Here is a 23052-nt window from a genome sequence, read left to right on the forward strand (position 1 = left end):
CATGAGAAATTTTCCCATGCTTTTTTATTTTTCTATGATATAGTTATTTTTCATTTTGAATTTTCATCATTTCTATCAGGAGGCAGCATGGCAATCGTTTCATACAATGCAAAGCATTTGCAACACGCTTTTATGCCATGTGCACAAACTCCGCCATCTCCTGTTTCAAGTGTTGTTCGCGCTGTTGTTGTCAACGCTGCGGTCAAATCCGTAGTCGTTAACTCAGCGGTTGTGTAACCGTTTAAAAAATTCCATCTTTTTTAAAACTTGAACTTGCTTGATCTACAAGCAAGAGGATTTTGTATGAACATTAAAAATTTATTTGCGTCATCTGGCGCTGCTATGGCTTTATTCGTCCTATTATGGGGAAGCGCCGCGATCTTCACACGTTGGGGATTAGATAATACATCCGTTTTTATTTTGCTCATTTGGCGCTATGCCATTGCCCTATTCGCTTTAACATTACTTGCCTTCAAAACCAAAGTTTGGCTCCCAGATTTGGGCACAAGGAAATATGTTTTATGCACTGGTGCACTGTTGATTGGTGCTTATTCTATCTGTTATTTCCAAGCAATGCGTTATGGAATGACACCTGGATTATTAGCAACATTGTTAGGTGCACAACCAATTTTGACATTGCTATTATCTGAACGAAGATATTCCCCAATTCGCTTAATTGGTTTGTTATTAGCATTCATTGGGTTAACACTCATTGTCTCCAAAGGATTAAGCACAGATGGTTTAAGCACATTGGGATTATGGTATGCAGGTGGCGCATTATTGTGCATAACAATCGGTACATTGATGCAAAAGCGCATCAAACAAGCACCGCAACAAATCTTGCCATTGCAATATGCGATTACTTTAATCATGTGTTTAGCATTTTTGCCCACAGAAGAAATTCGCAATACATTTAATTTTGGCTTTTGGGTACCGGCTCTATGGTTGGGATTGGTTATTTCAGTAATTGCTCAGCTATTACTCTACAAATTAATCCGCACTGGTAATGTCGTAAATATCACAAGCCTGTTTTATCTTGTGCCTGTTGTGACTGCAATTTTAGATTACATCATCTTAGGTAATGCAATGTCTACCATGGCAATTTTGGGCATGTTCTCCATCATTGCGGGTATTATTTTAGTTTTTAGAAAATCATAATAAAAATAGCCACTGTATTACTATGACCACAATTTAATTCAAATCTTATTTAATCTCTCGCCCACAGGGCGAGAGATTAGCTAGATCATAAGTTTTAGCCTGATCATATACAGTGGCTTTTTCTTTTAATAATTATCACATCAGTTAGTGAGTAATTCTTCCTTACTTTTAACACAATAGAAACTGTAGTAACAAACACACACATATAAAATTACAAATGTTGCGATGGCTAATTCCACATTGGCTAAAATTCTCAATTGATGGCTCATCGCTTCAGTTAACGCATGTGCTTTAGCCAAATCTGCCAACTTATATAAAGCTGTTGCACCAATCACCAATGGGAATGTGAATGCTGCAAATCCTGGTGTGAATGGTAATCTGAGTAACTTAAACAATGCACAGTACACAATGAATGTCATCAATATCGCAACACCCAATAGAATCGCAATGATCAACAAAGATGGTTCTTTCACCACATTTAAATAACCTGCCAAAGATAAACTTGCGGGTGCTGCCAAAATCGCAATCGTTGGCTTTGCTGCATCTGGAATCTCTTTCACAAAGATTAAGCGGTAAATCACCAATGGCAACATAATGGCATAGCAACTCAAGCCAATGACTAATAATGTGATCGCAATGCCATAATATTCTGGGCTTGGGCATGTAACATCAGCCACAATCAAGCCAATCGGCGGAATGAACCAACTTGGCACAACATGATGTGGTGCAAAATCACGCACACGGTGATAAATGAATGTCATTAAAAATAGACAGTGAATCACAATTGCTGTTAACCAAATGAATACGCCCAAACTTGGCAGATAATCACCAACCATTTTAGAAATCACCATGCTTGTCATTGCAAAAGTTGGCAAAATACTCCCCAAAACTGGATGTTTTAAATCATTCCACAACGTATCAGGATGTAGAACAAAACGGCCTAATAATACAGCAATCATCACAATAGCGATCATCGAACCAATCATTTGCCCATAACCTTGCAATGGTAATGCATTTTCCATGCACCAACCTAAACTTGCGATCCCTAAAGCTAATCCGCCCAATGGCGTTGGCAATCCCCTGATTTGTTGATGAAATCGTCTCATATTTCTATCCTCTTTTAATCCTACAATGCTACTGATAGTGAAATCGGCTTAAAACTATCTCTTAAATGGTTACTTAAGCCGATTTTGCTATCGTTCAATTTTTCTCTCTCGAACTTGATTTTAATGATACTGTTATGTTTAGTATATCGAGTTATTTTAAACAAAACGTTTAGAGAAATTAAACATGAATATTACGATCAAACAACTTAAAGTCTTTTTATCCATCGTTAATCACGGCAATATGACAGCTGCAGCTGATGCCATTAATATGACAAAAGGTGCACTATCACAAAGCTTAGCAGAGTTAGAAACTCAATTGGGCGAATCCATTTTTGATCGTAGAAATTCACGGCTTTATCTCAATCCTGCTGTGACAACGTTAATTCCATTGGCTGATGAAATTCTAAGTCGTATGAAATTCATAGAAGATGAATTTAGCCATCATCAATCTACACCCAAAATTACGATTGGTTGCACCAAATCCATTGGCTCCTTTTTCTTACCCAATGTATTAAAGCAATTTGAAACGCAGTATCATTGGCTGCCTGAAATCATCATTGAAAATATTCATTCTATTCAAGAGTTACTGAATCGCTTTGAGTTAGATATCGCCCTTTTAGAAAGTTCAGCCATAGATTCATCCTTACGGCATGAATTTTGGCTAAAAGATGAAATGATCGTTGTGGCTTCCATCCAGCATCCTTTAGCACAATTAAAATCTGTCACTTATGAACAACTCAACAAAGAGCGATGGATATTACGAGAAGCCAATTCAGCGAGCCGTAAGTTTTTTGATCATCAACTGGCAATACATTTCCATCAACCATTTGAGCAGCTTATATTAAATTCATTTGATGCGATTTTACTCAGCGTATTCAATCAATTGGGCATCACTTTTGTTTCTAAAGCTTGCTTGGATAATCCTTTTTACAAGGATCATTTAGTGCCACTGAATATTGAAGATCAATACTTCAGAAACTTCAATATTGTATATTCGAAGGAAAAATATCTTTCTCCTCCGATTCAGCAATTCATACAGTTCATTCAATCACATAAATTAATATGATTTTTTAAACAAAAATCTTGGTAGCAATAAACCTATGATCATTGCGATGGCAAACAAAATACCATCAGGCAAACCTTGCCCCACTAAAACAAGTGCAGGTGCAGGGCAAATTCCCACTAATCCCCAACCTGCACCAAAGATTAATCCACCAATGATTAAACGCTTGTTCATCGGTGTATTTGTGGGTAAATGATGTCGTTCACCCAATAATGTTGTGCCACGCTTTTTCAAAATTGTGACAGCAATAAAACTCATGACTAAAGCCCCAACCATTACCCAAATTAATGCAGGGTTCCAATTACCAAAAGGGTCTAAAAATCCTTGAACAATAGCAGGATTTGCCATGCCTGATAGAATTAATCCTAAGCCAAATAAAATACCAGCAATGAATGATATAAATGCGTACATGCAGCGCTCCTTATAATCCCAATAAATGTTTAACAATGAAGACAGAAACACCGCCTGCAACCATAAATATCATTGTTACCACGATAGAACTTGGCGATAATCGCGCAATGCCACAAATGGAATGCCCACTTGTGCAACCTGAGCTTAACCCTGCGCCTAATCCCACTAATAAGCCACCAATAATCAACAATGCTTTATTATTGGTTAATTCCGCGACTGGCACTTCTGCAAACACACTATAAATCCACGGTGAAATCAGAATACCCACAATGAATAGTGCTCGCCATAATGTAAAACCATGTTTACTTGATGTTGTACTTAAAATTCCGCTCACGCCCATCACTCTGCCTAAAAACAGAAAATAGATCATGGCTGCCAAGCCAATTAACAAACCACCCAATAATGCGGTTAATGAAAAAAATGATGCCATGATTTCCTCGCTTAATATGACAATTAATATCAATATTTTTCATAATAAAATTTAAATACAGGTAATCGTCTTATAGGCAATTGCCTTAGAAAAATATTTGAATATGATTAGTATAGAGGAATTTTTGAGAAATAGTTACTTTTAGTAACTTAATTTTAAATCAACCAAAAGAACTCATTATAAGGTTTAGGGATTCACATATTTTGAATGCTAAACGTCACTGTAAAAAAGTAATCATAACTAATTTTTTGCCCATTCTTTTCAGCAGGTTTATACGTATAATTTTGTGCTGCTTTTTGGGCTGCATTATCCAATCTAGGATAACCACTACTTTTATGAACCACCACAGATTCTGCTCTACCTGAAGCCAATACTTTTGCCTTCAATGTCACTCTACCTTCTTCTTTACGGCGAAGTGATAATTCAGGGTATTTAGGCTTACGATTACCGAGTGCTTTGCCTTCATGAGTTGGTGCAACAAAGGCTTGTGACTGTATAGCTTGCCCTGCTTTTTTGGGCTGAATTTGTGCTGTGTTTTGATTTCTATTTTGGTTAGAAATATTTTTTTTAGGTGCTATTTTTGGCTGAATGGGCTTTTGCACTGCTTTTTCTTTGGGTGTTTCTACACGGTTTTCTTTCAGTGATTCAATTGGGCTTTCAATCTCTACATCACTTTTTTCTGTTGTTAATATTTTCGCCACTTCTTTTGTTTGTTCCACCACTTTTTCTTCAGGTGGCGCTGCTTCCATCACATTTAAAACAGTCATCTCTAATATTGTGCCTGCAATTGCTAACTTTTGTTCATACTGTTTTTCGGGGGAACTCAAAACAATATATAGGATGCCGCCATGGCCAAAAGCAACAATCACAAACAGCACAATATTAGAGATTTTAAACATAACCTTAGAAATTCACATTCAAACGAAGCCACATGCGTCGGCCAGGTTCATTCACTCTAAATTTGCTTGTTTCATAAGGATAAATATCATAAGCAGAACGGCTGATAAACTCTGAATAATTCTTATCAAAAACGTTATCCACACCTGCTAATAATGTGAACTCATTTTTGATTTTCCACGATGCATTTAAAGATAAGATACCAAAGCCTGCGCCTGGTCCAGAATCTGCGCCAAAGATATTACCTTGCCCTTCAGCATAACGATGTTGTGAATTCACAACTCGCCAAACAGCACCTGCGCTGAACTCTTCATTGCTCCAATTCAAACTTGTATTCCATTCTAATGGTGCAATTTGTGCCAATGGCCTACGATCTGTTTTATTTTTACCGTATGTATAAGCCAAACTGCTACTTAAGTTCCAATTCTGCGCAAAGTTCCACTGAATTTGCGCTTCAGCACCGTAACGATCTGCATCAATATTACGTGATTTGCCTTGATCAATTAAGATATAATCTTTCATTTGGCTAGCGAAAAATGTTGTAGAAACCGCTAGATTATCTCTATTAAATAAGAAACCAAAATCAATCTCATGATTTGTTTCTTTACTAACATTTTCACCATTATCTTTACTTCTTTCCCAGAAATCTGGCGCACGTTGTGCCATTCCGTAACCTACATGGAACAACCAATCATTCACAGTATGTTCATAGCGAATGAATGCAGAATCTAAGTTATAACGCTTAGATAATGTATCACTTGCAATACTTTTGCCTTTAAACTGATTGGGATTATATTTTGCATCACTACGATCATGGCGATAACCGACAACTAATTTTTGATCATCATTCATGTACCAAGTTGTTTCTGCAAATACACCAATATTTTTAAACTTTTGGTTCATGTGATATGGCATATTTGTGTAATTCTTTGCATCTTCTATATTAGGTTGCATACCTGTCATTCTTAACTTATGACGATCTGCAAACCAATCCATCCCTAAAACTGTTTCTGTATCACCCAAAGATAATTCAGCAAATAATTTAGCAGATTGTGTGACACGTGCAGGATTGCTCACTGCATACATTTTTTTGCCCATTTTATTTGGCATAACAGTACGATAAGTATAGTTATCCATCACATGGTCAATCTTATTGTGGCTATATTCAAACTGTAATTTCGTCAGCCATTCTGTGATATTTTCTTGTTTAACTTTTAAGCGCCAGCTATCACGATCAAACTTTGTGCCATCCATCATTCTATCTGCATAGAATGTATGTCCACGACTACGATCATAACCCAATTCAATCAAGGTATCTTTGGTTGGTGTTAATCCCAATTCTAATGTTTGACTGGATCTTTTATATTCGGAATGAACTTTATCGCCCGCGCCATCTTTATAATCATTGGATTTATTGTACGTGCCATTGGCATGAATATATCCCCATTGATTACCAATGATTGCATCTGCATAGGATTCTAAACGATCATAAGATCCGCCCATCACTGAACCACTAAACTTTGTGGTGAATTCATCTAATTTAATATCATTTCTCACAAATCTTGCAACACCTGCAATATTGCCTGGTCCATATTGCACAGATTGTGGACCTTTAATAAAAATGACTTCATCATAAGATTCAGGATAAATATAAGCAGTTGGAGGATCCATTCTTCCACCACAACCACCCAGAATCGTTGCATCATTACTCAATATTTTTAAACGAGAACCTCCTAAACCACGGAATACTGGCTCGCCGCCGCCACCGCCTTTTCTAGCAACGCTTAAGTTAGGAATCAATTTTAATAATTCTGCGCCATCTTGTGCTGGCATCGGTTGGATTGCTTCTTTGGTATTAATCGTTTGGGCATTCGGCTGATTGGAGATCTTTGCAATGACCTGAATATCATCCAATGCTGCAATCGTTTCTTCTGTTGCTTCAGCATTATTAGCATCTTGTGCATAAATTTCAGGCATAAGGATGCCTAAAACCGCTAAAAATAGCGCTTTTTGTTTCATGATTTCTCCTTGGGGATTTTGATCAGTTGTGTTTTAACCTAGGAATATCACCCAATATTCCTAGATTATTAATCTGATTAATGCTGCATTTTGCTATGATCTACTTGTGAATCATCGACTGCTTTATTATCTGTTGCAGGCATATCCATTTTTGAATGATCCATTGCACCATGATCCATGTTGCTGTGATCCATCGTAGACATATCCATTTGTGAATGATCCATTTGATCGTTATTCATCGTTGGCATATTCATTTGTGAATGATCCATTTTGCTGTGATCCATCGTAGACATATCCATCATTGAATGATCCATTGCACCATGATTCATATTGGAATGATTCATGCCACCTTTGCCTAAATCATTCATGAGCATTGTTCCCATATAGAACATTGTCATCAATAAAATGATGCCACCTGCAACTTTACGTGCGATTGGAGACGTAAAGAAACTACCAAAGAAGTTGCCTGAAATACTCAATGTGATCATCATTGGCAATGTACCTAAACCAAAAAATAACATCACTAAAGGTGCACCTAATGGATTTTCAACACCTAAACTCATCGCAAAAGCCATATAAACCATGCCACATGGCAATAATCCCCATGCTAAACCTGCCAAATATGAGCCAAATAATGTTTTGATTGGAAAGAATTTGCGAGTCAATTTAGAAATTGGGCGAGATAGCTTGCTCATCGGTTTCTCGATGAAAGCTAAAAACTGTGGGAAGCCGATCAATTGCAGTGCTACAAAAAACATCACAAGCCCTGCTAAATAACGCACCACAACTTGTACTGGTTTTAAGTCTTTCATTGCAACACTTAAGATCATTGCGATCACACCTAAAAACATATAAGTTGTGATGCGACCAAAGTTGTAACACAGTGCAGACAATAATTTTTTACGAGTGGTATTGGCTTGAGTATTCATACCTAAAATACCAACAACTGGCCCGCACATTCCCACACAATGCAATGAACCATTAAACCCCACAACAAATACCGCTGTGAGCAATGCTATATCAATCATACGACTCCCTTTATTGACTTACAACCTGTATATACAAGTTTGAAATTATGTATATAGTCTAACGCTAATAAAAATAATAATAAAGGGGCTTTATAAGAGATTTTTTAATAAAGCTGACTTGCTTGACTTTATAACCAATCAATGTCAGCTCATTAATTAATTGAAAAATATCGCCTTAAATTTTGCTATGGAATTTATAGCGAGATGCAGGGTAATACTGCTCTGCATAGCTAATTATTTTATTCTGAATTTGTAGCTTTTCTATCACTTTGAAACATGCAATATTCTCTTCAATATCTAAAATATCGCATAGATTTTTATCTGGAATAATCGCTTCCAATGTATGTTTTTGTGACAAAGTTGCTGATAATTTTTGCAGATATGTTGTTGAGCAATCCCTATAAAAATTCTCTTGACGGTACTTTGGTGCAAAAGCTTCCAAAACATAGCGCTTTTCATACTGAATTGGGTTGTTGCCATTCAAATAAAGAATTTCACTATAAAAAACTCTTTTTTGACTTATATCATCAAAATATCGTGCTATTTCAGCTTTATCTTCTATCACTTTCATCTCAATAATTTCTGATGAAAACTGTCGCCCTTCTATTGCGATCTCTTGCGAAATTGGGAATAATTCAAAGAATGGCGTTAACTGAACAGGAGAAGCAACAAAAGTGCCCGCACCTTTTTCTCTAAATAAATAGCCTTCTTCTGTCAGCTCTTTAAATGCACGATTGACTGTCATCCTACTGATATTCAATGTCGCTGAGATTTCATTTTCTGAAGGCAACTTTAGATTAGGTTCCCAATGGCCTGTCGCAATATTTTCTAAAATATGCTCTTTAATCTTCTGATACATGGGTGAAGCATGATCATCTGACAGCAGAATTTTGGTAAAAGATTTTAAAATCATAAGCAATACTCAATCAATAGAAAGTCCTTTCAAACGGAATTTAGTCTATAATCAACCAATGGATTCATAAACTCAATTCATTTCAAAGGGCAAACATGGCATCCAATAAAATTTCACAAGCAGAATATACCATCATGCAAGTATTATGGTCGCAAAATCAAGCAACGAGTCAAGAAGTGATCACAATTTTAGGTGATTCAACCGATTGGCAACCAAATACCATTCAAGTGATGCTCTCTCGTTTAGTTCGTAAAGGTGCGGTTGGCATTCGTAAACGTGGGCGTTTTAACGTTTATTTCCCCACAATTGCTGAAGAAGATAGAACACGCAAGCAAGTGGAAGCATCAGGTCATTTATGCTCTCGTAAAGTGGGCAAACGCATTGTCGAGATGATTGAAAATCGTGTGCTTTCCTTTGAAGACATCGAAATGATCCAACAAGCTTTGCTAGCTAAAAAAGACTTTGCAGTGGAAGAAGTGATTTGTGATTGCCCACCAGGCACATGCACATGTAAAAACTGCAACTGTAAAAAAGAACAACGAAAATTTGCAGCAACACCAACGAATTGTTGTGGTGGCTCATAATCAGATTAAAAAAACCGCCCTAGTTGGCGGTTTCTTTTTAATCATTCACAGAAAATAAAAAGATTAATTCTGATTCAAATAATGATAAGCATATTGTGCATATAATTCAGCACCTTGTTTTAACACTGCTTCATCCACATTGAATCGACCATGATGATGTGCCCATTCGCTATCTGTTTCAGGATTCGCTGAACCCACAAATGCAAAGCAACCTGGTGCTTTTTCCATGTAATAACTGAAATCTTCTGCGCCTGTTGTTGGGCGGTCAAATACAATTGCATCTTCACCAAATGCTGATTTCACAATAGATGTCGCTAATGCTGAGCTTTCTGCTTCATTGGATACTGGTGGCGTCACATGACGATATTCAATTTCAACAGTTGCGCCATACATTGCAGCTGTATGTTCTGCAAAGCGTGTCACAGCTGCGCGAATGCGATCACGATTTTCCAATGTGAATGTGCGAACTGTACCTTCCAAAATTGCATTTTCTGCAATCACGTTAAAACGTGTGCCCACATCCATTTTACCGATGCTCACAACAGCTGCATCCAATGGATGAGTTTCACGCGCAACAGCTGCTTGCACATTCATCACAAATGATGATGCAACAACAGCAGCATCTACACATTGATTAGGCAATGAACCATGTCCACCTTTGCCCTTAAAATGGATTTTCANTTTTCTGCAATCACGTTAAAACGTGTGCCCACATCCATTTTACCGATGCTCACAACAGCTGCATCCAATGGATGAGTTTCACGCGCAACAGCTGCTTGCACATTCATCACAAATGATGATGCAACAACAGCAGCATCTACACATTGATTAGGCAATGAACCATGTCCACCTTTGCCCTTAAAATGGATTTTCACAATATCCGCTGCAGCCATTCGTGGGCCAGCTTCACAGGAAATTTTACCTGATGGCATGACAGACCAAATGTGCATACCAAATACATTATCCACATTATCCATCGCGCCTTGCTGAACCATTGCAATTGCACCTTCTGCCAATTCTTCAGCAGGTTGGAAGATCAAACGCACAGTGCCTTTCAATTCAGATTTAATTTCATTCAGAGCTTTAGCTGCCGTTAATAACATTGCTGTGTGCGTATCGTGCCCACATGCATGCATTTTGCCTTCGACTTTAGATTTATAAGGAATATCACTCAATTCTAATACTGGCAATGCATCAATATCTGCGCGCAATGCAACTGTCTTACCTGCTTTACCACCTTTGATTTCAGCGATAATACCTGTTGGCTCTGTGAGGCGATATTCAATCCCCATTTTATCTAACTCGCGTGCAATGCGTTTTGTGGTTTCAAACTCTTCCCAAGGTAATTCAGGATTTTCATGTAACTCACGGCGCATTGCGATTAAATCTGCTTCTGATGCTTTAATAATTTTTTGGATTTGTTCGTTAATCATTGGATTTTCCTTTTGCTTCTGTCAACACTTTCACTGTTTCAAACAATACTTCTACGCCTTTAGCGATTTCATCATAATCTGTCCATTCTGCAGGATGATGGCTAATCCCATCCTTGCTTGGCACAAAGATCAGCCCAACATCCGTCACTTTTGCAAAAATCATGGCATCGTGCCCTGCACCGCTCACCATTGGTTCTTCTAAAATCCCTAAACGATTACTTTGTTCTCTAAAATTATTCACAATTACTGTGGATAACTCTGTGGGTTCTACATACAACGTTAAATGTTCACTCACTGTAATGCCACTATTGGCTTCTGCATGCACAGAAGCCTTCACTGCGGCAATCATTGCATCCAATTTATCTTTGAATTTAGAGCGAATATCCACAGTAAATGTGACTTTATCAGGGATAACATTAGAACCATTTGGATAGACATTCAATCGCCCAACGGTTGCCACACAATATTCACCTGCTTCGATAGCAATTTTTTCAGCTGTGGCAATAACGCGACTTGCAGACAATAGAGCATCACTTCGCATGCCCATTGGCGTTGTGCCTGCATGCCCTGCTTTCCCTTGAATGACTACTTGCAACTGAGAAATTCCCACAATCACATCCACAATACCGACATCTTTTTTCAAATTCTCTAAAATCGGGCCTTGCTCAATGTGTAATTCTAAAAATGCTTTCAAAGCTTTGGGTGGATAAGCTAATTTTTCCACTTCTTCAGGATGATAGCCTGCATTTGTAATGTGCTCTGCTGCACTTAAGCCATTTTGATCCTGTAGCTTTTGAAGATCTTCATATGTTAAAAATCCACATAATGCACGAGAAGCCAATAAGCCTGAATTAAAGCTTGTGCCTTCTTCTTCCACCATCGCCACAATTTCTAAAGGATATTGCGGCACTAAACCTTGATCTTGGAATAATCGAGCCACTTCCAATCCTGCCATAATGCCCGCTGGACCATCAAACATCCCACCATTTGGCACTGAATCATAATGTGAGCCCACTAAAACGATTGGCTTGTGATCAATCTCTGGTGTAGATAATCGACCAAAGATATTACCCAAAGCATCTTCACGCACTGTTAAGCCTGCTTTTACCATAATCTCTTTAATGAATGGGCGCGCTTTAGCGGCCTCAGCGCTATAAGATAAACGTGTTGTGCCTTGCCCAGGCGTTGCTGTGAACTCATTCAATGCTTCTAAATCTTTTTGAATACGTACTGCTTGAACCATCATAAACTCCTTATGCTGCCACTAACCAGCCTTTCATGTAACCGGCCAAAATCACGGATACAATCGTTACGGAAACAAATCCACCAATCAACATCGGTGGCAACATGTGATCTAATAAAACTTTTCGTTCTGCTTCATCATCCGTTAAGTTATCCACCACTTCTTTTGTGATGATATAATCTGCTGGGAAGCCATATAAAGCAGTCAATGCAACAGAAAATGCCATGAATGGATTGATGCGCAAAATAAATGCAATTACAAACGATGCACTGAACATTCCCACAACAGCTAAAGCAATTAATACAACCAATGGCAAGAATAAACGTGCTAACATATCTGGGCTTGCTTTACTTAAACCATTGAATACAAAAACCATGATACCCATCATTGCAAAACCCATTGAATTGGCTTTCTGTAATGGTTGGCGCTCTAAGAAACCAACAGCAACTGCGATCACACCAAATAATAGACACAAAACAAACTGATCCACAACAATGCCAAATTGTGTTTTAAACATCAATGATGTGCCATAAGCGATCAAACCAACTACAGCGATTCTGAATAATTTGAAATAATCTGTATCAAATTTAGCATCCATGTGGCCGAACATTCTTGGGCGCTCTAATGCATTTTCTTTCGCCAGTTTTTCAATGCCTGCCATAGAATTTACATCATCTTTCCATTGCCCCTTACGATGCAAATCTAATACTCTTCTGCCTTCTTTTTTCAAAGCTACAGATGTTAATGAATAGCCTGCAAAGCCCTGCATTACGTAAATCAATAATGCAAATACCGCAACATCTTCTAAGCCCAAAGCCAAAGCTGCATCATGCATAATGATGGAAGAAACAACACCGCCAATTAATGGTGGAATCGCTGCTGTGATTAAGTTTTTATCAAAGAAAATTGAGCCAATAGAATAGCTAATGATGATCACGCCAACCAAGCTCACCAGCGCAACCACAACTGTTTTCCATTGAATGATCATCTCTTTCCAAGACAACAATGTGCCCATGTTCACAATCAATAAGAAAATTAATAGCACAGCTGTCACAGTCGGGATCCCTGCGCGTGCCACTAAATCTGTCGGGAAGAAGCTCCAATAACCGAGTAGAAACAGTACAGCACAGACGAAGACAGATGGAATGAATGCTTTAGTTTTGAGTGAAATATAATCACCCAGATATAAAATCCCCAATATCAATACAATTGCCAACATTTGTGGCATTTCTGGTGATGATGTGAATAACAACGTCTTTAATTGGAGCCAAAATCCCCCGGAGCTCGCCTGTTCCATTTCCTATATTCCTACACAATTTTTTGCCTATGATCTGCTTTACTGTTATTCAGTTATTAGTATATTTTTTTAAGCATCACTAAATTGTATAGATGATATTCATCGCTTTGACAAGGCATGACTTTACATTATATCAAAAATTCACCTCAAAATAATGCATTACATCAATTCATAATCGAATTAAATTACTTTAGATTTCATAGAATTGTTACTAAAAATGTGGTTATTATTTGGTAATGCAGGATTTTAATAAATTTTGATAATGTGACTCTAAATTGTCTAGATAATTTTTTGCATTTTCATCCAATGTTAAAGTTTCGCCCACAACTACATCGCAATTGAATGGNACTTTAGATTTCATAGAATTGTTACTAAAAATGTGGTTATTATTTGGTAATGCAGGATTTTAATAAATTTTGATAATGTGACTCTAAATTGTCTAGATAATTTTTTGCATTTTCATCCAATGTTAAAGTTTCGCCCACAACTACATCGCAATTGAATGGCACAAATAAAGCTTCACCTTTTGGTAAGGCTTTGCCTAATCCACGCAAAATAACAGGATAAACAGGCACATTTTCATAATGAACAGCTAAATAATGAATCCCACGTTTTAGCTTAAAAATGCGATCTTCAGTGCTTGAGCGCGTGCCTTCTGGAAATAAAATGACAATATCACCATTATCTAGCGCAGAATAGCAGCCTGAAAATAGTTCATCAGGTGCTTTAATTTCATTGCGTGCAATCGGAATGATATCGATGCAATATGTGGCAAACCATTTGATCCAACGATTTTTATGAAAATAATCAGCCGCTGCCACAGGGCGAACTCGATGCAATTGCTTCAATGGATATAAACTCATCAACACTAATGTATCCAAATGACTTGTATGATTTGCAGCCAATATCGCAGGGCCATTCACTGGTAAAGCTTTACGATTCACAATATTTAAGCCCAAACCAATTAACACTAATGGTTTGACGATCAAGGCAAAAAATAGGATTTTTATCAGTTTCTTCATCAAGCAAATTCTTTCGTAATGTAATAAAAGTAGTGGAAAAAGAGCGGGATTGAATACATTAAGCTATCCACACGATCCAATAATCCCCCGTGCCCAGGAATCAAAGAACCACTGTCTTTAATGCCTAAATCGCGCTTTACAGAAGATAAAACAACATCTCCAATAAAACCTGAAGTTGCAATTAAAATCCCTGCAAACAAGCCTTTCTGCCACGTTAAAATCGTCAAATATGGTGCTAATAATGCAGCCAAAATGGTTGTGATCACTAAACCGCCCAAGAACCCGCCCCAAGTTTTATTTGGGCTGACTTTAGGGATGATTTTGCGTTTACCAAATAATTTACCTGAAACATATTGGCTCACATCATTGAATTGTGTGATGAAAATTAGATATAACAACAATCCTGTAAAGCCCGCTTCAGGATGCACACGATCCAAATTTGCTAAATATGCGATATGGCTAAAACCAAATACACATAACATTAAGCTCCATTGAATCGTTGAGTTGGCTTTAATGAATCCATTGGTTTCGCCAATCAAAACTGCTCTAAATGGCAATAATAAGAACATATAAACAGGAATCAAAATGATGAACATGCCATACCATTGAATGTAAGCAAAATAGTATTGGAATGGAATCGACAAATATGCCCAAAAGATTAAACGGCGATCCACTGCCCTAATCGGCGTAATGGAATAAAATTCTTTTAAAGCCAAAAAACTGATGAATGCAAAGAAGATCGTTGTCGCTTTTTGACCTAAGAAAAAAGCACCTAAAATCAGCCCAATCATCCACCACCATGATTGTGTACGTTGAACTAACTCTGTGTGATCTTTGCTTAAATCAAATTTTTTCTTGCGCCAAACAATGATGCTAGAAACAACTAAAATGGCAAATAATATGCCCACCATGATTAAACTATGTTGCGGAAAGTTCGCCATAATTTCTTCCTTATTATATTCCCTAAATAATACCACGCACCTTAAACTAAACACTGTTTAAAAACAAATTAAATCATAAAAAAGCCTTCTTTCATCAAGAAGGCTTCTCTAATTTCATGCGATAAATATAATGCTAATCAATTCTTTAATTTATATAAAAATCGATTTAAAATTATTTTTCTAATATCTCGCCCTGCGGGCGAGATATTAATCTTATAGTTATTTCTAGACAGATTTGACTATAAATCGATCGCCCAAAAATATTTTCTTAGGGTTGCCACGCTCCAATTGGTGATGCACTAAACGCCGCTCTTTCTCAGCCTGATCCAATGTTTCATTCATCATCTGATGCAACTTTTGCTGGATCAATAAATTGGCTAAGCGTTTATTCGCATGTTGGCTACGTTCCGTTTGTACTTTAACAGAAATACCCGTTGCCAAATGTGTCGCTTGAATTGCAGATGCCGTTTTATTGACATGTTGCCCACCTGGCCCTTGCGCTGAAATAGCTTTATACATAATTTCACTTTCAGGCAATTCCTTAAGCGATGAAAAAAATTCAATACCAAAAAACCAGTTTTTACGCTGATGATTAGGGCGCACTGAACTTTTCCAAATCCATTGATGTGTTCCCTGCCATTCTTGAATTAAAGCATGATCATCATTAATATCCACATGCAATATTGCTGATTTTAAACCTTGTCGATCCTTCACTGATTCTATTAATTCAAAATCAATATTGTGTGCTGACAATGCTTTTATGAATATGTTCAGTGCTTTTTCAATAGCGATCGAGCATTCAACAGGACCTTGAGCGGAGGATAATTGTACAATTTGCATTATCTCTCTCCTGATGTTTTGTAAGTCAATACAGGTGATAATTCCGCAATCACATCAATTAAATCCGCATCTTTCAATGCTTGAATTACACCATCAATATCCTTGTAAGCTTCAGGTGCTTCTTCATATAATAGATCACGATTTTGGCAAATTACTCGGCTACCCAATTCCGTTCTCGTTAATTGATCCACACTGTATTTCTGCGATAATCGCCCTGCACATTCGCTGCGCATCCATTTTCTACCTGCACCATGCGCAATGGAAAATAGTGAGTTTTCTTGTGCTTTTGGCATTACTAAATAACTGTGTGTACCGCGTGATCCTGGAACAATTGCTAAACCTTGATGGCTAGCTGTTGCACCTTTACGATGTAACCAACCTTGCACATTATCAATGATTGCTGACTCCACATAATTGTGTGGCAAATCTAAAATGCGATTGCCTGCCATTTTGAGTGCATCCAACATTCGCTCTGCAATCAATGCTCGGTTCACACTGGCAAATTTCACAGCATCATCATGTTTTTGTAAATATGCTTTAATATCCTCTTCATCACTAATGCCATCATGATTATAGTGATCAATATGATCACGCAAAATAGCTTGTCCTAAACCACGAGAACCGCTGTGCACTAATAAAAATAGATTTTTATAATTTAAATTTAACTGATCCCATAAATCCTGATTGATGACTTTATTCACTTTCTGAAATTCAGCAAAATGATTGCCCCCACCAATTGAACCTAAAGAGCTTTTATAAACATGATTTTGTAATTCGGCAGGTACATTGTCAGTTAACCAAGCATCATCTGCAAAGTCTGAATATTTCTTTAATACTTTTTCTGCTTTATCCAGTTTAAACTTATGAGCTGATAAATCCGTTTGCCACATGCTCATACCACAACCAATATCATTGCCGATTAATGCAGGATATAAATGATTGACTGAGAAAAATGAAGCACCTACAGGATAACCGCGCCCAGCATGCAAATCTGGCATACCTGCCACAGAATGCATGCCTTTTAATTCAGCAGTTTTTTTAAGTTGATCGATCGCGTTACCTTCTGTCCAAGGCGATAAAATTTGAATGGTATTGCCCATTTCCAATCCTTTTATTGTGTAACTTTAAAATATATTTTGATTGGCAGGCGAAGCGAGTTTTAAAATTAAAACTTAGAGATAAACGCCTGCAAAGAGATTTGATTGTAATGTTGTCATAATGTCCTCCTTGCTCGTTAATGGATGAAATAAAGATCGCAATTCTAACAGGTTAAAAATAAAGCACAATCTAAAAATGATATGAATCAAACAGAGATCACAATACTATGCACGCATTTCATTCAATATTATGGATAAAATCCTTGTGACTTAATGAACTGAATAAAAAGTATTTACAAATAAAATCAAAATATTAGATAATTTCTATTCATAAATTTCTCATCATTTGCAATTTTAATATTAAACACTGTTTACTTTTAATAAAACATCGTTTAATATTAATTAAAATTCACTTTTGATCATTTTTAAGTCATCTTTATTACCTATCAATATTAAAAAGATTACTTAAAAAAGAATAACCAGAGGTAACAATATGATTTCCATTTATAAACTGAAACCTGCTTTCCAATCATTGCTTCGACCAATGGTTAAAAAGCTCTATGATGCAAAAATCACTGCGAATCAAGTGACAGTTGCAGCTTGCGTTGGCTCATTAATCATTGCTGCAATCATGGCATTTTTTCTCCCAAATACATTAGTGTTATGGCTAATGCCGATCTGGATGTTCGTTCGCATGGCTTTAAATGCTATTGATGGCATGTTGGCTCGTGAATTTAATCAACAATCTAAACTCGGTGCTTATTTAAATGAGCTGTGCGATGTGATTGCGGACAGCGCCTTGCTCGCTGTATTCATCTTCATTGCTGGCATCAATGGTTATGCTGTTTTACTCATTATCTTTTTAGCATTTTTATCAGAATATGCTGGCGTAATGGCGCCATTAATCGGTGCAAGCCGCCGTTACGATGGTCCAATGGGCAAAAGTGATCGTGCATTTGTCTTTGGCACACTAAGCGTTGTCATTGCACTCAATTTAATCGATATCTATTGGATCAACATTGTGCTCTATATCGTCATTGCATTATTGATCTACACAATTTTCAATCGAATCCGACAAGGCATTCGTGAAACTCAATCATCACAAGAATAATTTTAGGCAATCCATTCACAGATAAATCTAGATAAATCAGAGATCAAGAATAATAAGGAAATAATCATGAGAACAGAAACAACAGCACATTTTATCAGCCATGATGGTGAATCCATTTTCTATCGCCATTGGGCAGCAACAGCGCCAAGTACAGAGAAAAAAGCGATCATGCTATTCCATCGTGGACACGAACATTCAGGCAGAATCGCCCATTTGGTGGATGAATTAGATTTACCTGATTATGATTTCTTTGCTTGGGATGCACGTGGTTGTGGTCAATCACCTGGTGCACGTGGTGATGCACCCAATTTTGGTTGGATGGTGCATGATGCAGAAAGTTTCTTCCAACACATTCAATCCGAATACAATATTCAAGCTGAAAATATCGCAGTAATTGCTCAAAGTGTGGGCGCTGTGATTGCTTCCACTTGGATTCATGATTATGTGCCTAAAATCCGCGCTTTAGTTTTAGCTTCACCCGCATTTAAAGTGAAGCTCTATGTGCCTTTTGCGATTCCAGGTTTACGTTTAATGTATAACATTCGTGGTAATTTCTTTGTGAATAGCTATGTTAAATCTCACTACTTAACGCATGATGAAGAGCGCCAAGAATCCTTCAATGCTGATCCATTGGTTGAGCGTCCAATTTCTACTAAAATTTTATTGGATCTATTTGATACATCGAAACGAATCGTTGCGGATGCGGCATCCATTCATGTACCAACACAGCTCTTAATTTCAGGCTCAGATTGGGTGGTTAAAAGAAAACCACAAACAACTTTCTTTAAAAACTTAAGCTCTAAAACAAAAGAAATGCATGTATTGAAAGGCTTTTATCACGATACATTGGGTGAAAAATATCGTGGCATTCCGATTCATAAAGCACGTACTTTCATAGAAAAAGCATTCAGCCAGCCAATTGAAACGCCGAATTTAATTGATGCAGATAAAACTGGCTACACTGCTGAAGAATCTATAAAACTCGCTAAACCTGAAAAGTGCCTATTTAAAAAGATGTATTGGGCATTCACAAAGAAAGGCTTATGTTTTGCTTCTCGCACATCTGACGGTGTGAAGTTAGGCATTGAAACTGGTTTTGATTCGGGCAGTACATTGGATTATGTTTATCGCAATCAACCCACAGGCTTAACTGCTTTTGGTCGCTTCTTAGATTTTAAATATTTGGATGCGATTGGCTGGCGCGGGATTCGTCAACGCAAAGTTAACTTAGAAAAAATCTTAAAAACAGCCATTGAAACACAACAAGCTGATAAAAAAAATGTACACATTGTGGATGTTGCAGCTGGTCACGGACGCTATATTTTAGAAACTGTGAATCAGTTACCTAAAAAACCAAAATCTATTTTACTGCGTGATTACAGTGAATTGAATGTTGAAAAAGGCACTGATTTAATTGCACAAAAAGGGTTAACCAAAATTGCAACATTTGAGCGTGGCAATGCATTCAGTGAAGAAGAGTTATCCAACTTAGCAACCAAACCAACGATCGCAATTGTTTCTGGCTTATATGAACTCTTTGGGGAAAATCATCTATTACAAAGTTCATTGAAAGGTTTAGCCAATAGTATGGAAGAAGGTAACTATTTGATTTACACTAATCAACCATGGCATCCACAATTAGAATACATCGCGCGCGCTTTAACGAGTCATCGCGAAGGCCAACAATGGGTAATGCGCCGTCGTACTCAATTAGAAATGGACCAATTAGTAAAAGAAGCAGGCTTTACGAAACAAAATATGCTCATTGATGAATGGGGAATTTTCACTGTATCAATCGCGGTGCGTAATGGAAAAACTGAATAAAAAGCTCTGGAAACAAAAAGGAATATGGCTATTATCTTTAGCCGTATTCTTTTATCTCACTTACAATACCGCCAACTATTTTACTATTTGGCGCGCAAAAACTGAGATCATTCCACACATTATGTTTCAATGGGAAAACAAAATCCCATTGATTCCATGGACAATTATTCCTTATTGGACAGAAAATCTCTTCTATGGCTTAGCCATTTTATTAACGGTTAATAGCAAACAACTTAAAACATTGGGCAAACGTTTATTCGCCACACAAATCATCTGTGTTTTGGGTTTTTTGCTCTTTCCATTGCAACAAATCAATGTTATCAGTCGCCCTGAAGTTCAAGGCTTCTTTGGTTGGTGGTTTGATTCTTTAATGAAATTTGATCATCCTTATAATCAAGCGCCCTCTTTGCACATTGCCCTTTTAGTTGTGTTATGGACTTTTTATACAGAGCGATTCTCTAAAAAATGGCATTGGCTCATCAGTATTTGGTCGATATTGATTGGTGCTTCTGTATTAACAACATGGCAACATCATTTTATTGATATTCCTGCGGGCATGTTAGCGGGGGCTTTAGCCATTTGGATTTTCCCAAATCACATTCAATCACCTTTGTATGTGCCAAAACTCTCTAAAAACTGGAAATGGTTTGGTGTATATTTCACTTTATCGGTTATTCTCGCCATGATCGCAATTGTGAATAAACATGCTTGGTTGTGGTTATTGTATCCTGCTTCTTCGCTCTTGATTGTGGCTTGTAATTACGGATTCTTTGGTAAAAAAGGCTTTCCTAAACAGAAAAATGGCAATTATGCATTGAGCCAATGGATTCTATTTTTGCCTTATATCCTTATTGCAAAGATTAATGCCAAACTTTGGACGCGCAAAAATAACCCTTATGACAAAGTTTTGCCGAATCTATTTTTAGGCTCGATTCCCAATGCCAAAAATGCTCGCCAGTTTAAAAGCTTAGTGGATTGCTGTGCAGAGATTCCATTCAATGGGCACAAAGCCATGAATTATTATCCCAATTATTTATTGGATATGACGCCATTATCTTTGGATGAATGTGAGCATGCTGCCAATACCATCAATAAAGCCATTCGTAATGGCGATACTTTAGTTTTCTGTGCTTTGGGCTATTCAAGAAGCGCTGCAAGTTTGGTGGCTTATTTAGTGGTTTATCGCAATTATTCAGTCAACCAAGCGATTAAACAGCTGAAAAAAGCACGCAAAGATATCGTATTAAATAAAGAACAGATCAAAATTATAAGGAGATTAACGTGGAAATATCCGTATTAATTGCGCTATTAAAACAAGGCAAATTAATCAATCGATCATCTTGGGCAATATTCATCATCACAGCGTTGAGTATTGCTTATTTTGCACCTTTTAGATTTGCAATTATTGTCATTTTACTTGCGTTTGTATTGCTGATCGCACAAACCTATTATGCACTTCACATTGCGATGGATTATGAGTTTTTCCAATTATTACAAAATGAATCCCCAAGCATTGAAAACTTGGAAGCCTTTGACCAAATCTTACTGAAACACAAACTCATTAAAAACCTTGAACCTGATACAACAAGAAGCTTAGATAGCAGAATCGCAGGGATTATTTGCTTAGTGAAATTACAAATCACTTATTTGGTTTTACAAGTGACTTTATATCCATTGTTATTGATTATGGTGCTGTGTTTCTAAAATTTTATTTTTATAGGCATTCTGTACATAAACCTATAAGCAATTTATATACCTAATATATATAGAAATAATGATATTATTAGCCGAATAATTATTACTCCCTTAAGAACAATACGGAATAAGTTAATGGAACTAGAATTAGATCGCAATGCTCCTTCTTTAGATCGTGATGAAAGATCTTTAAAACTCACTCAAGAAAGAGAATTAGAACTACAAAAAGGAAATGTTAGTTTAGAAGCAGGCTATGAAAAGTTTAATGAATTAACTCAAAATAATATTCTTATTAATAGTTTATCCAATGATGAATTAACATTCTTAAAACAAAAAATTAGCGAAACCGCTTACATTAAGTCAGGAAATCCTATAAATATTAGTAAGCTTGATTATAATATTGAACATAATTTAGTACAGGCTCGTGGTTATGGTTATACGCTAAGCATAGAGTTGGACAAAGCTGGGTTTGAAAAGCCATTAGCAATACGTGAAGCTTTAGAATCGTTGAAAGATGTAGAAAAAAATCATCATCAAACGGTTAAAGATTGTGGCTTTTTAGAACAAATGATTGAACAAGCATTAGATTATCGTAATAAAGAAATAATGATACAAGAAGTTCAACGAGATCAAGCTAGTAAAGGAATTTCAGGAATATGGAACAGAATTACTGGTCAGTTGCCAAATAGCCACCCCACACTTGAAGAAAGACCTCTTTCAAAAGAAGAAATTATCCATACCCTAAATATTTCTGATGTGAAAACAGATAGTTTTTTAAAATTCTTAGATGAACGATTACCCGACATTCAAAAAGATCCCAGAGAATCTATCCATAATTTAAAAAGCATTACTACTGTTAGCCAAGCACAGTTAGACAGCTTATCCTCTCAAATTAAAGAGACTCTAGAACAAACTCATTCTCTAGCTGTAGATAAAGATG

22 protein-coding genes and 2 pseudogenes are annotated in these 23052 nt (G+C 36.9%); 9 read left to right on the top strand and 15 right to left on the bottom strand.

Features of this window, described 5'->3' with window-relative positions:
• The first annotated feature begins 87 nt into the window (after window positions 1-87).
• Together BZK16_RS14315 and BZK16_RS11940 are read left to right on the top strand one after the other, a co-directional pair.
• Entirely contained in the window at window positions 88-237 is a 150-nt protein-coding gene (locus BZK16_RS14315; RefSeq protein ID WP_158076856.1) for a hypothetical protein, read from the top strand.
• Between the two features lie 66 nt (window positions 238-303).
• Window positions 304-1158, top strand: coding sequence for a DMT family transporter (locus BZK16_RS11940; RefSeq protein ID WP_077929125.1), 855 nt, complete (start codon window positions 304-306; stop codon window positions 1156-1158).
• Between the two features lie 140 nt (window positions 1159-1298).
• Here the strand turns inward: BZK16_RS11940 and BZK16_RS11945 are convergent, their stop codons facing one another.
• A complete protein-coding gene (locus BZK16_RS11945) occupies window positions 1299-2264 on the bottom strand; it encodes a TDT family transporter (protein ID WP_077929126.1) in 966 nt (321 codons plus the stop codon).
• A gap of 184 nt (window positions 2265-2448) precedes the next feature.
• Between BZK16_RS11945 and BZK16_RS11950 the strand changes: the two genes are divergently transcribed.
• Window positions 2449-3330: a LysR family transcriptional regulator gene (locus tag BZK16_RS11950; RefSeq protein ID WP_077929127.1), complete on the top strand. Its 882-nt coding sequence runs from the start codon at window positions 2449-2451 to the stop codon at window positions 3328-3330.
• Here BZK16_RS11950 and BZK16_RS11955 read toward each other — a convergent pair.
• From BZK16_RS11955 to BZK16_RS11980, 6 genes are all read right to left on the bottom strand, one after another.
• On the bottom strand, window positions 3322-3738 hold the full coding sequence (locus BZK16_RS11955; RefSeq protein WP_077929128.1) for a DUF6691 family protein: 417 nt from the start codon (window positions 3736-3738) through the stop codon (window positions 3322-3324). The two genes, BZK16_RS11950 and BZK16_RS11955, sit on opposite strands and share 9 nt — an antisense overlap.
• A 10-nt stretch (window positions 3739-3748) precedes the next feature.
• Window positions 3749-4168, bottom strand: coding sequence for a YeeE/YedE family protein (locus BZK16_RS11960; protein ID WP_077929129.1), 420 nt, complete (start codon window positions 4166-4168; stop codon window positions 3749-3751).
• Between the two features lie 194 nt (window positions 4169-4362).
• Window positions 4363-5067, bottom strand: coding sequence for an energy transducer TonB (locus BZK16_RS11965; protein ID WP_077929130.1), 705 nt, complete (start codon window positions 5065-5067; stop codon window positions 4363-4365).
• A gap of 4 nt (window positions 5068-5071) precedes the next feature.
• Window positions 5072-7084, bottom strand: coding sequence for a TonB-dependent copper receptor (locus BZK16_RS11970; RefSeq protein WP_077929131.1), 2013 nt, complete (start codon window positions 7082-7084; stop codon window positions 5072-5074).
• A gap of 77 nt (window positions 7085-7161) precedes the next feature.
• Entirely contained in the window at window positions 7162-8112 is a 951-nt protein-coding gene (locus tag BZK16_RS14720; RefSeq protein WP_096777520.1) for a sulfite exporter TauE/SafE family protein, read from the bottom strand.
• A 175-nt stretch (window positions 8113-8287) separates the two neighbouring features.
• Complete coding sequence (locus BZK16_RS11980) at window positions 8288-9025, bottom strand: GntR family transcriptional regulator (protein WP_077929132.1); 738 nt, start codon at window positions 9023-9025, stop codon at window positions 8288-8290.
• Window positions 9026-9120: 95 nt separating this feature from the next.
• Between BZK16_RS11980 and BZK16_RS11985 the strand changes: the two genes are divergently transcribed.
• Window positions 9121-9609 carry a CopY/TcrY family copper transport repressor gene (locus BZK16_RS11985; RefSeq protein ID WP_077929133.1) on the top strand — a complete coding sequence of 163 codons (489 nt, stop codon included), beginning with the start codon at window positions 9121-9123 and terminating at the stop codon, window positions 9607-9609.
• A gap of 63 nt (window positions 9610-9672) precedes the next feature.
• Here BZK16_RS11985 and BZK16_RS14320 read toward each other — a convergent pair.
• From BZK16_RS14320 to BZK16_RS12020, 8 genes and pseudogenes are all read right to left on the bottom strand, one after another.
• A pseudogene (locus tag BZK16_RS14320) lies at window positions 9673-10284 on the bottom strand (M20/M25/M40 family metallo-hydrolase); the annotation flags it as partial.
• 8 nt (window positions 10285-10292) lie between these two features.
• A pseudogene (locus tag BZK16_RS11990) lies at window positions 10293-11042 on the bottom strand (amidohydrolase); the annotation flags it as partial.
• A complete protein-coding gene (locus tag BZK16_RS11995; RefSeq protein ID WP_077929135.1) occupies window positions 11035-12288 on the bottom strand; it encodes a Zn-dependent hydrolase in 1254 nt (417 codons plus the stop codon). The gene BZK16_RS11995 and the pseudogene BZK16_RS11990, both read right to left, overlap by 8 nt.
• Window positions 12289-12295: 7 nt before the next feature.
• Window positions 12296-13513: a hypothetical protein gene (locus tag BZK16_RS12000; protein WP_077929148.1), complete on the bottom strand. Its 1218-nt coding sequence runs from the start codon at window positions 13511-13513 to the stop codon at window positions 12296-12298.
• A 455-nt stretch (window positions 13514-13968) separates the two neighbouring features.
• Window positions 13969-14604, bottom strand: a complete 636-nt coding sequence (locus tag BZK16_RS12005) for a lysophospholipid acyltransferase family protein (protein WP_077929136.1) — start codon at window positions 14602-14604, stop codon at window positions 13969-13971.
• On the bottom strand, window positions 14604-15545 hold the full coding sequence (locus tag BZK16_RS12010) for a phosphatidate cytidylyltransferase (protein WP_077929137.1): 942 nt from the start codon (window positions 15543-15545) through the stop codon (window positions 14604-14606). Before BZK16_RS12010 ends, BZK16_RS12005 begins: the two co-directional genes overlap by 1 nt.
• Before the next feature lie 225 nt (window positions 15546-15770).
• Window positions 15771-16385: a peptide chain release factor H gene (gene prfH / locus BZK16_RS12015; RefSeq protein WP_077929138.1), complete on the bottom strand. Its 615-nt coding sequence runs from the start codon at window positions 16383-16385 to the stop codon at window positions 15771-15773.
• The gene (locus tag BZK16_RS12020; RefSeq protein ID WP_077929139.1) at window positions 16385-17485 is read right to left on the bottom strand and encodes an RNA ligase RtcB family protein; all 1101 of its coding nucleotides are present in this window, start codon (window positions 17483-17485) and stop codon (window positions 16385-16387) included. Before BZK16_RS12020 ends, prfH begins: the two co-directional genes overlap by 1 nt.
• A gap of 490 nt (window positions 17486-17975) precedes the next feature.
• Here BZK16_RS12020 and BZK16_RS12025 point away from each other — a divergent pair, with 490 nt between their 5' ends.
• The 5 genes from BZK16_RS12025 to BZK16_RS12045 all read left to right on the top strand — a co-directional run.
• A complete protein-coding gene (locus BZK16_RS12025) occupies window positions 17976-18593 on the top strand; it encodes a CDP-alcohol phosphatidyltransferase family protein (RefSeq protein ID WP_077929140.1) in 618 nt (205 codons plus the stop codon).
• A gap of 66 nt (window positions 18594-18659) precedes the next feature.
• Complete coding sequence (locus BZK16_RS12030; RefSeq protein ID WP_077929141.1) at window positions 18660-20417, top strand: bifunctional alpha/beta hydrolase/class I SAM-dependent methyltransferase; 1758 nt, start codon at window positions 18660-18662, stop codon at window positions 20415-20417.
• Window positions 20401-21717 (top strand): phosphatase PAP2/dual specificity phosphatase family protein, encoded by a 1317-nt coding sequence (locus tag BZK16_RS12035; RefSeq protein WP_158076858.1) that lies wholly within the window; start codon window positions 20401-20403, stop codon window positions 21715-21717. Before BZK16_RS12030 ends, BZK16_RS12035 begins: the two co-directional genes overlap by 17 nt.
• A complete protein-coding gene (locus tag BZK16_RS12040) occupies window positions 21699-22121 on the top strand; it encodes a hypothetical protein (protein ID WP_077929143.1) in 423 nt (140 codons plus the stop codon). The genes BZK16_RS12035 and BZK16_RS12040 overlap by 19 nt, the downstream gene beginning before the upstream one ends.
• Before the next feature lie 126 nt (window positions 22122-22247).
• Window positions 22248-23052: hypothetical protein (locus BZK16_RS12045; RefSeq protein ID WP_143691178.1), on the top strand; the 805-nt coding region annotated here is incomplete at its 3' end.

It is taken from the genome of Wohlfahrtiimonas populi, assembly GCF_002006795.1.
GTDB classification, from domain to species: Bacteria; Pseudomonadota; Gammaproteobacteria; order Cardiobacteriales; family Wohlfahrtiimonadaceae; genus Wohlfahrtiimonas; species Wohlfahrtiimonas populi.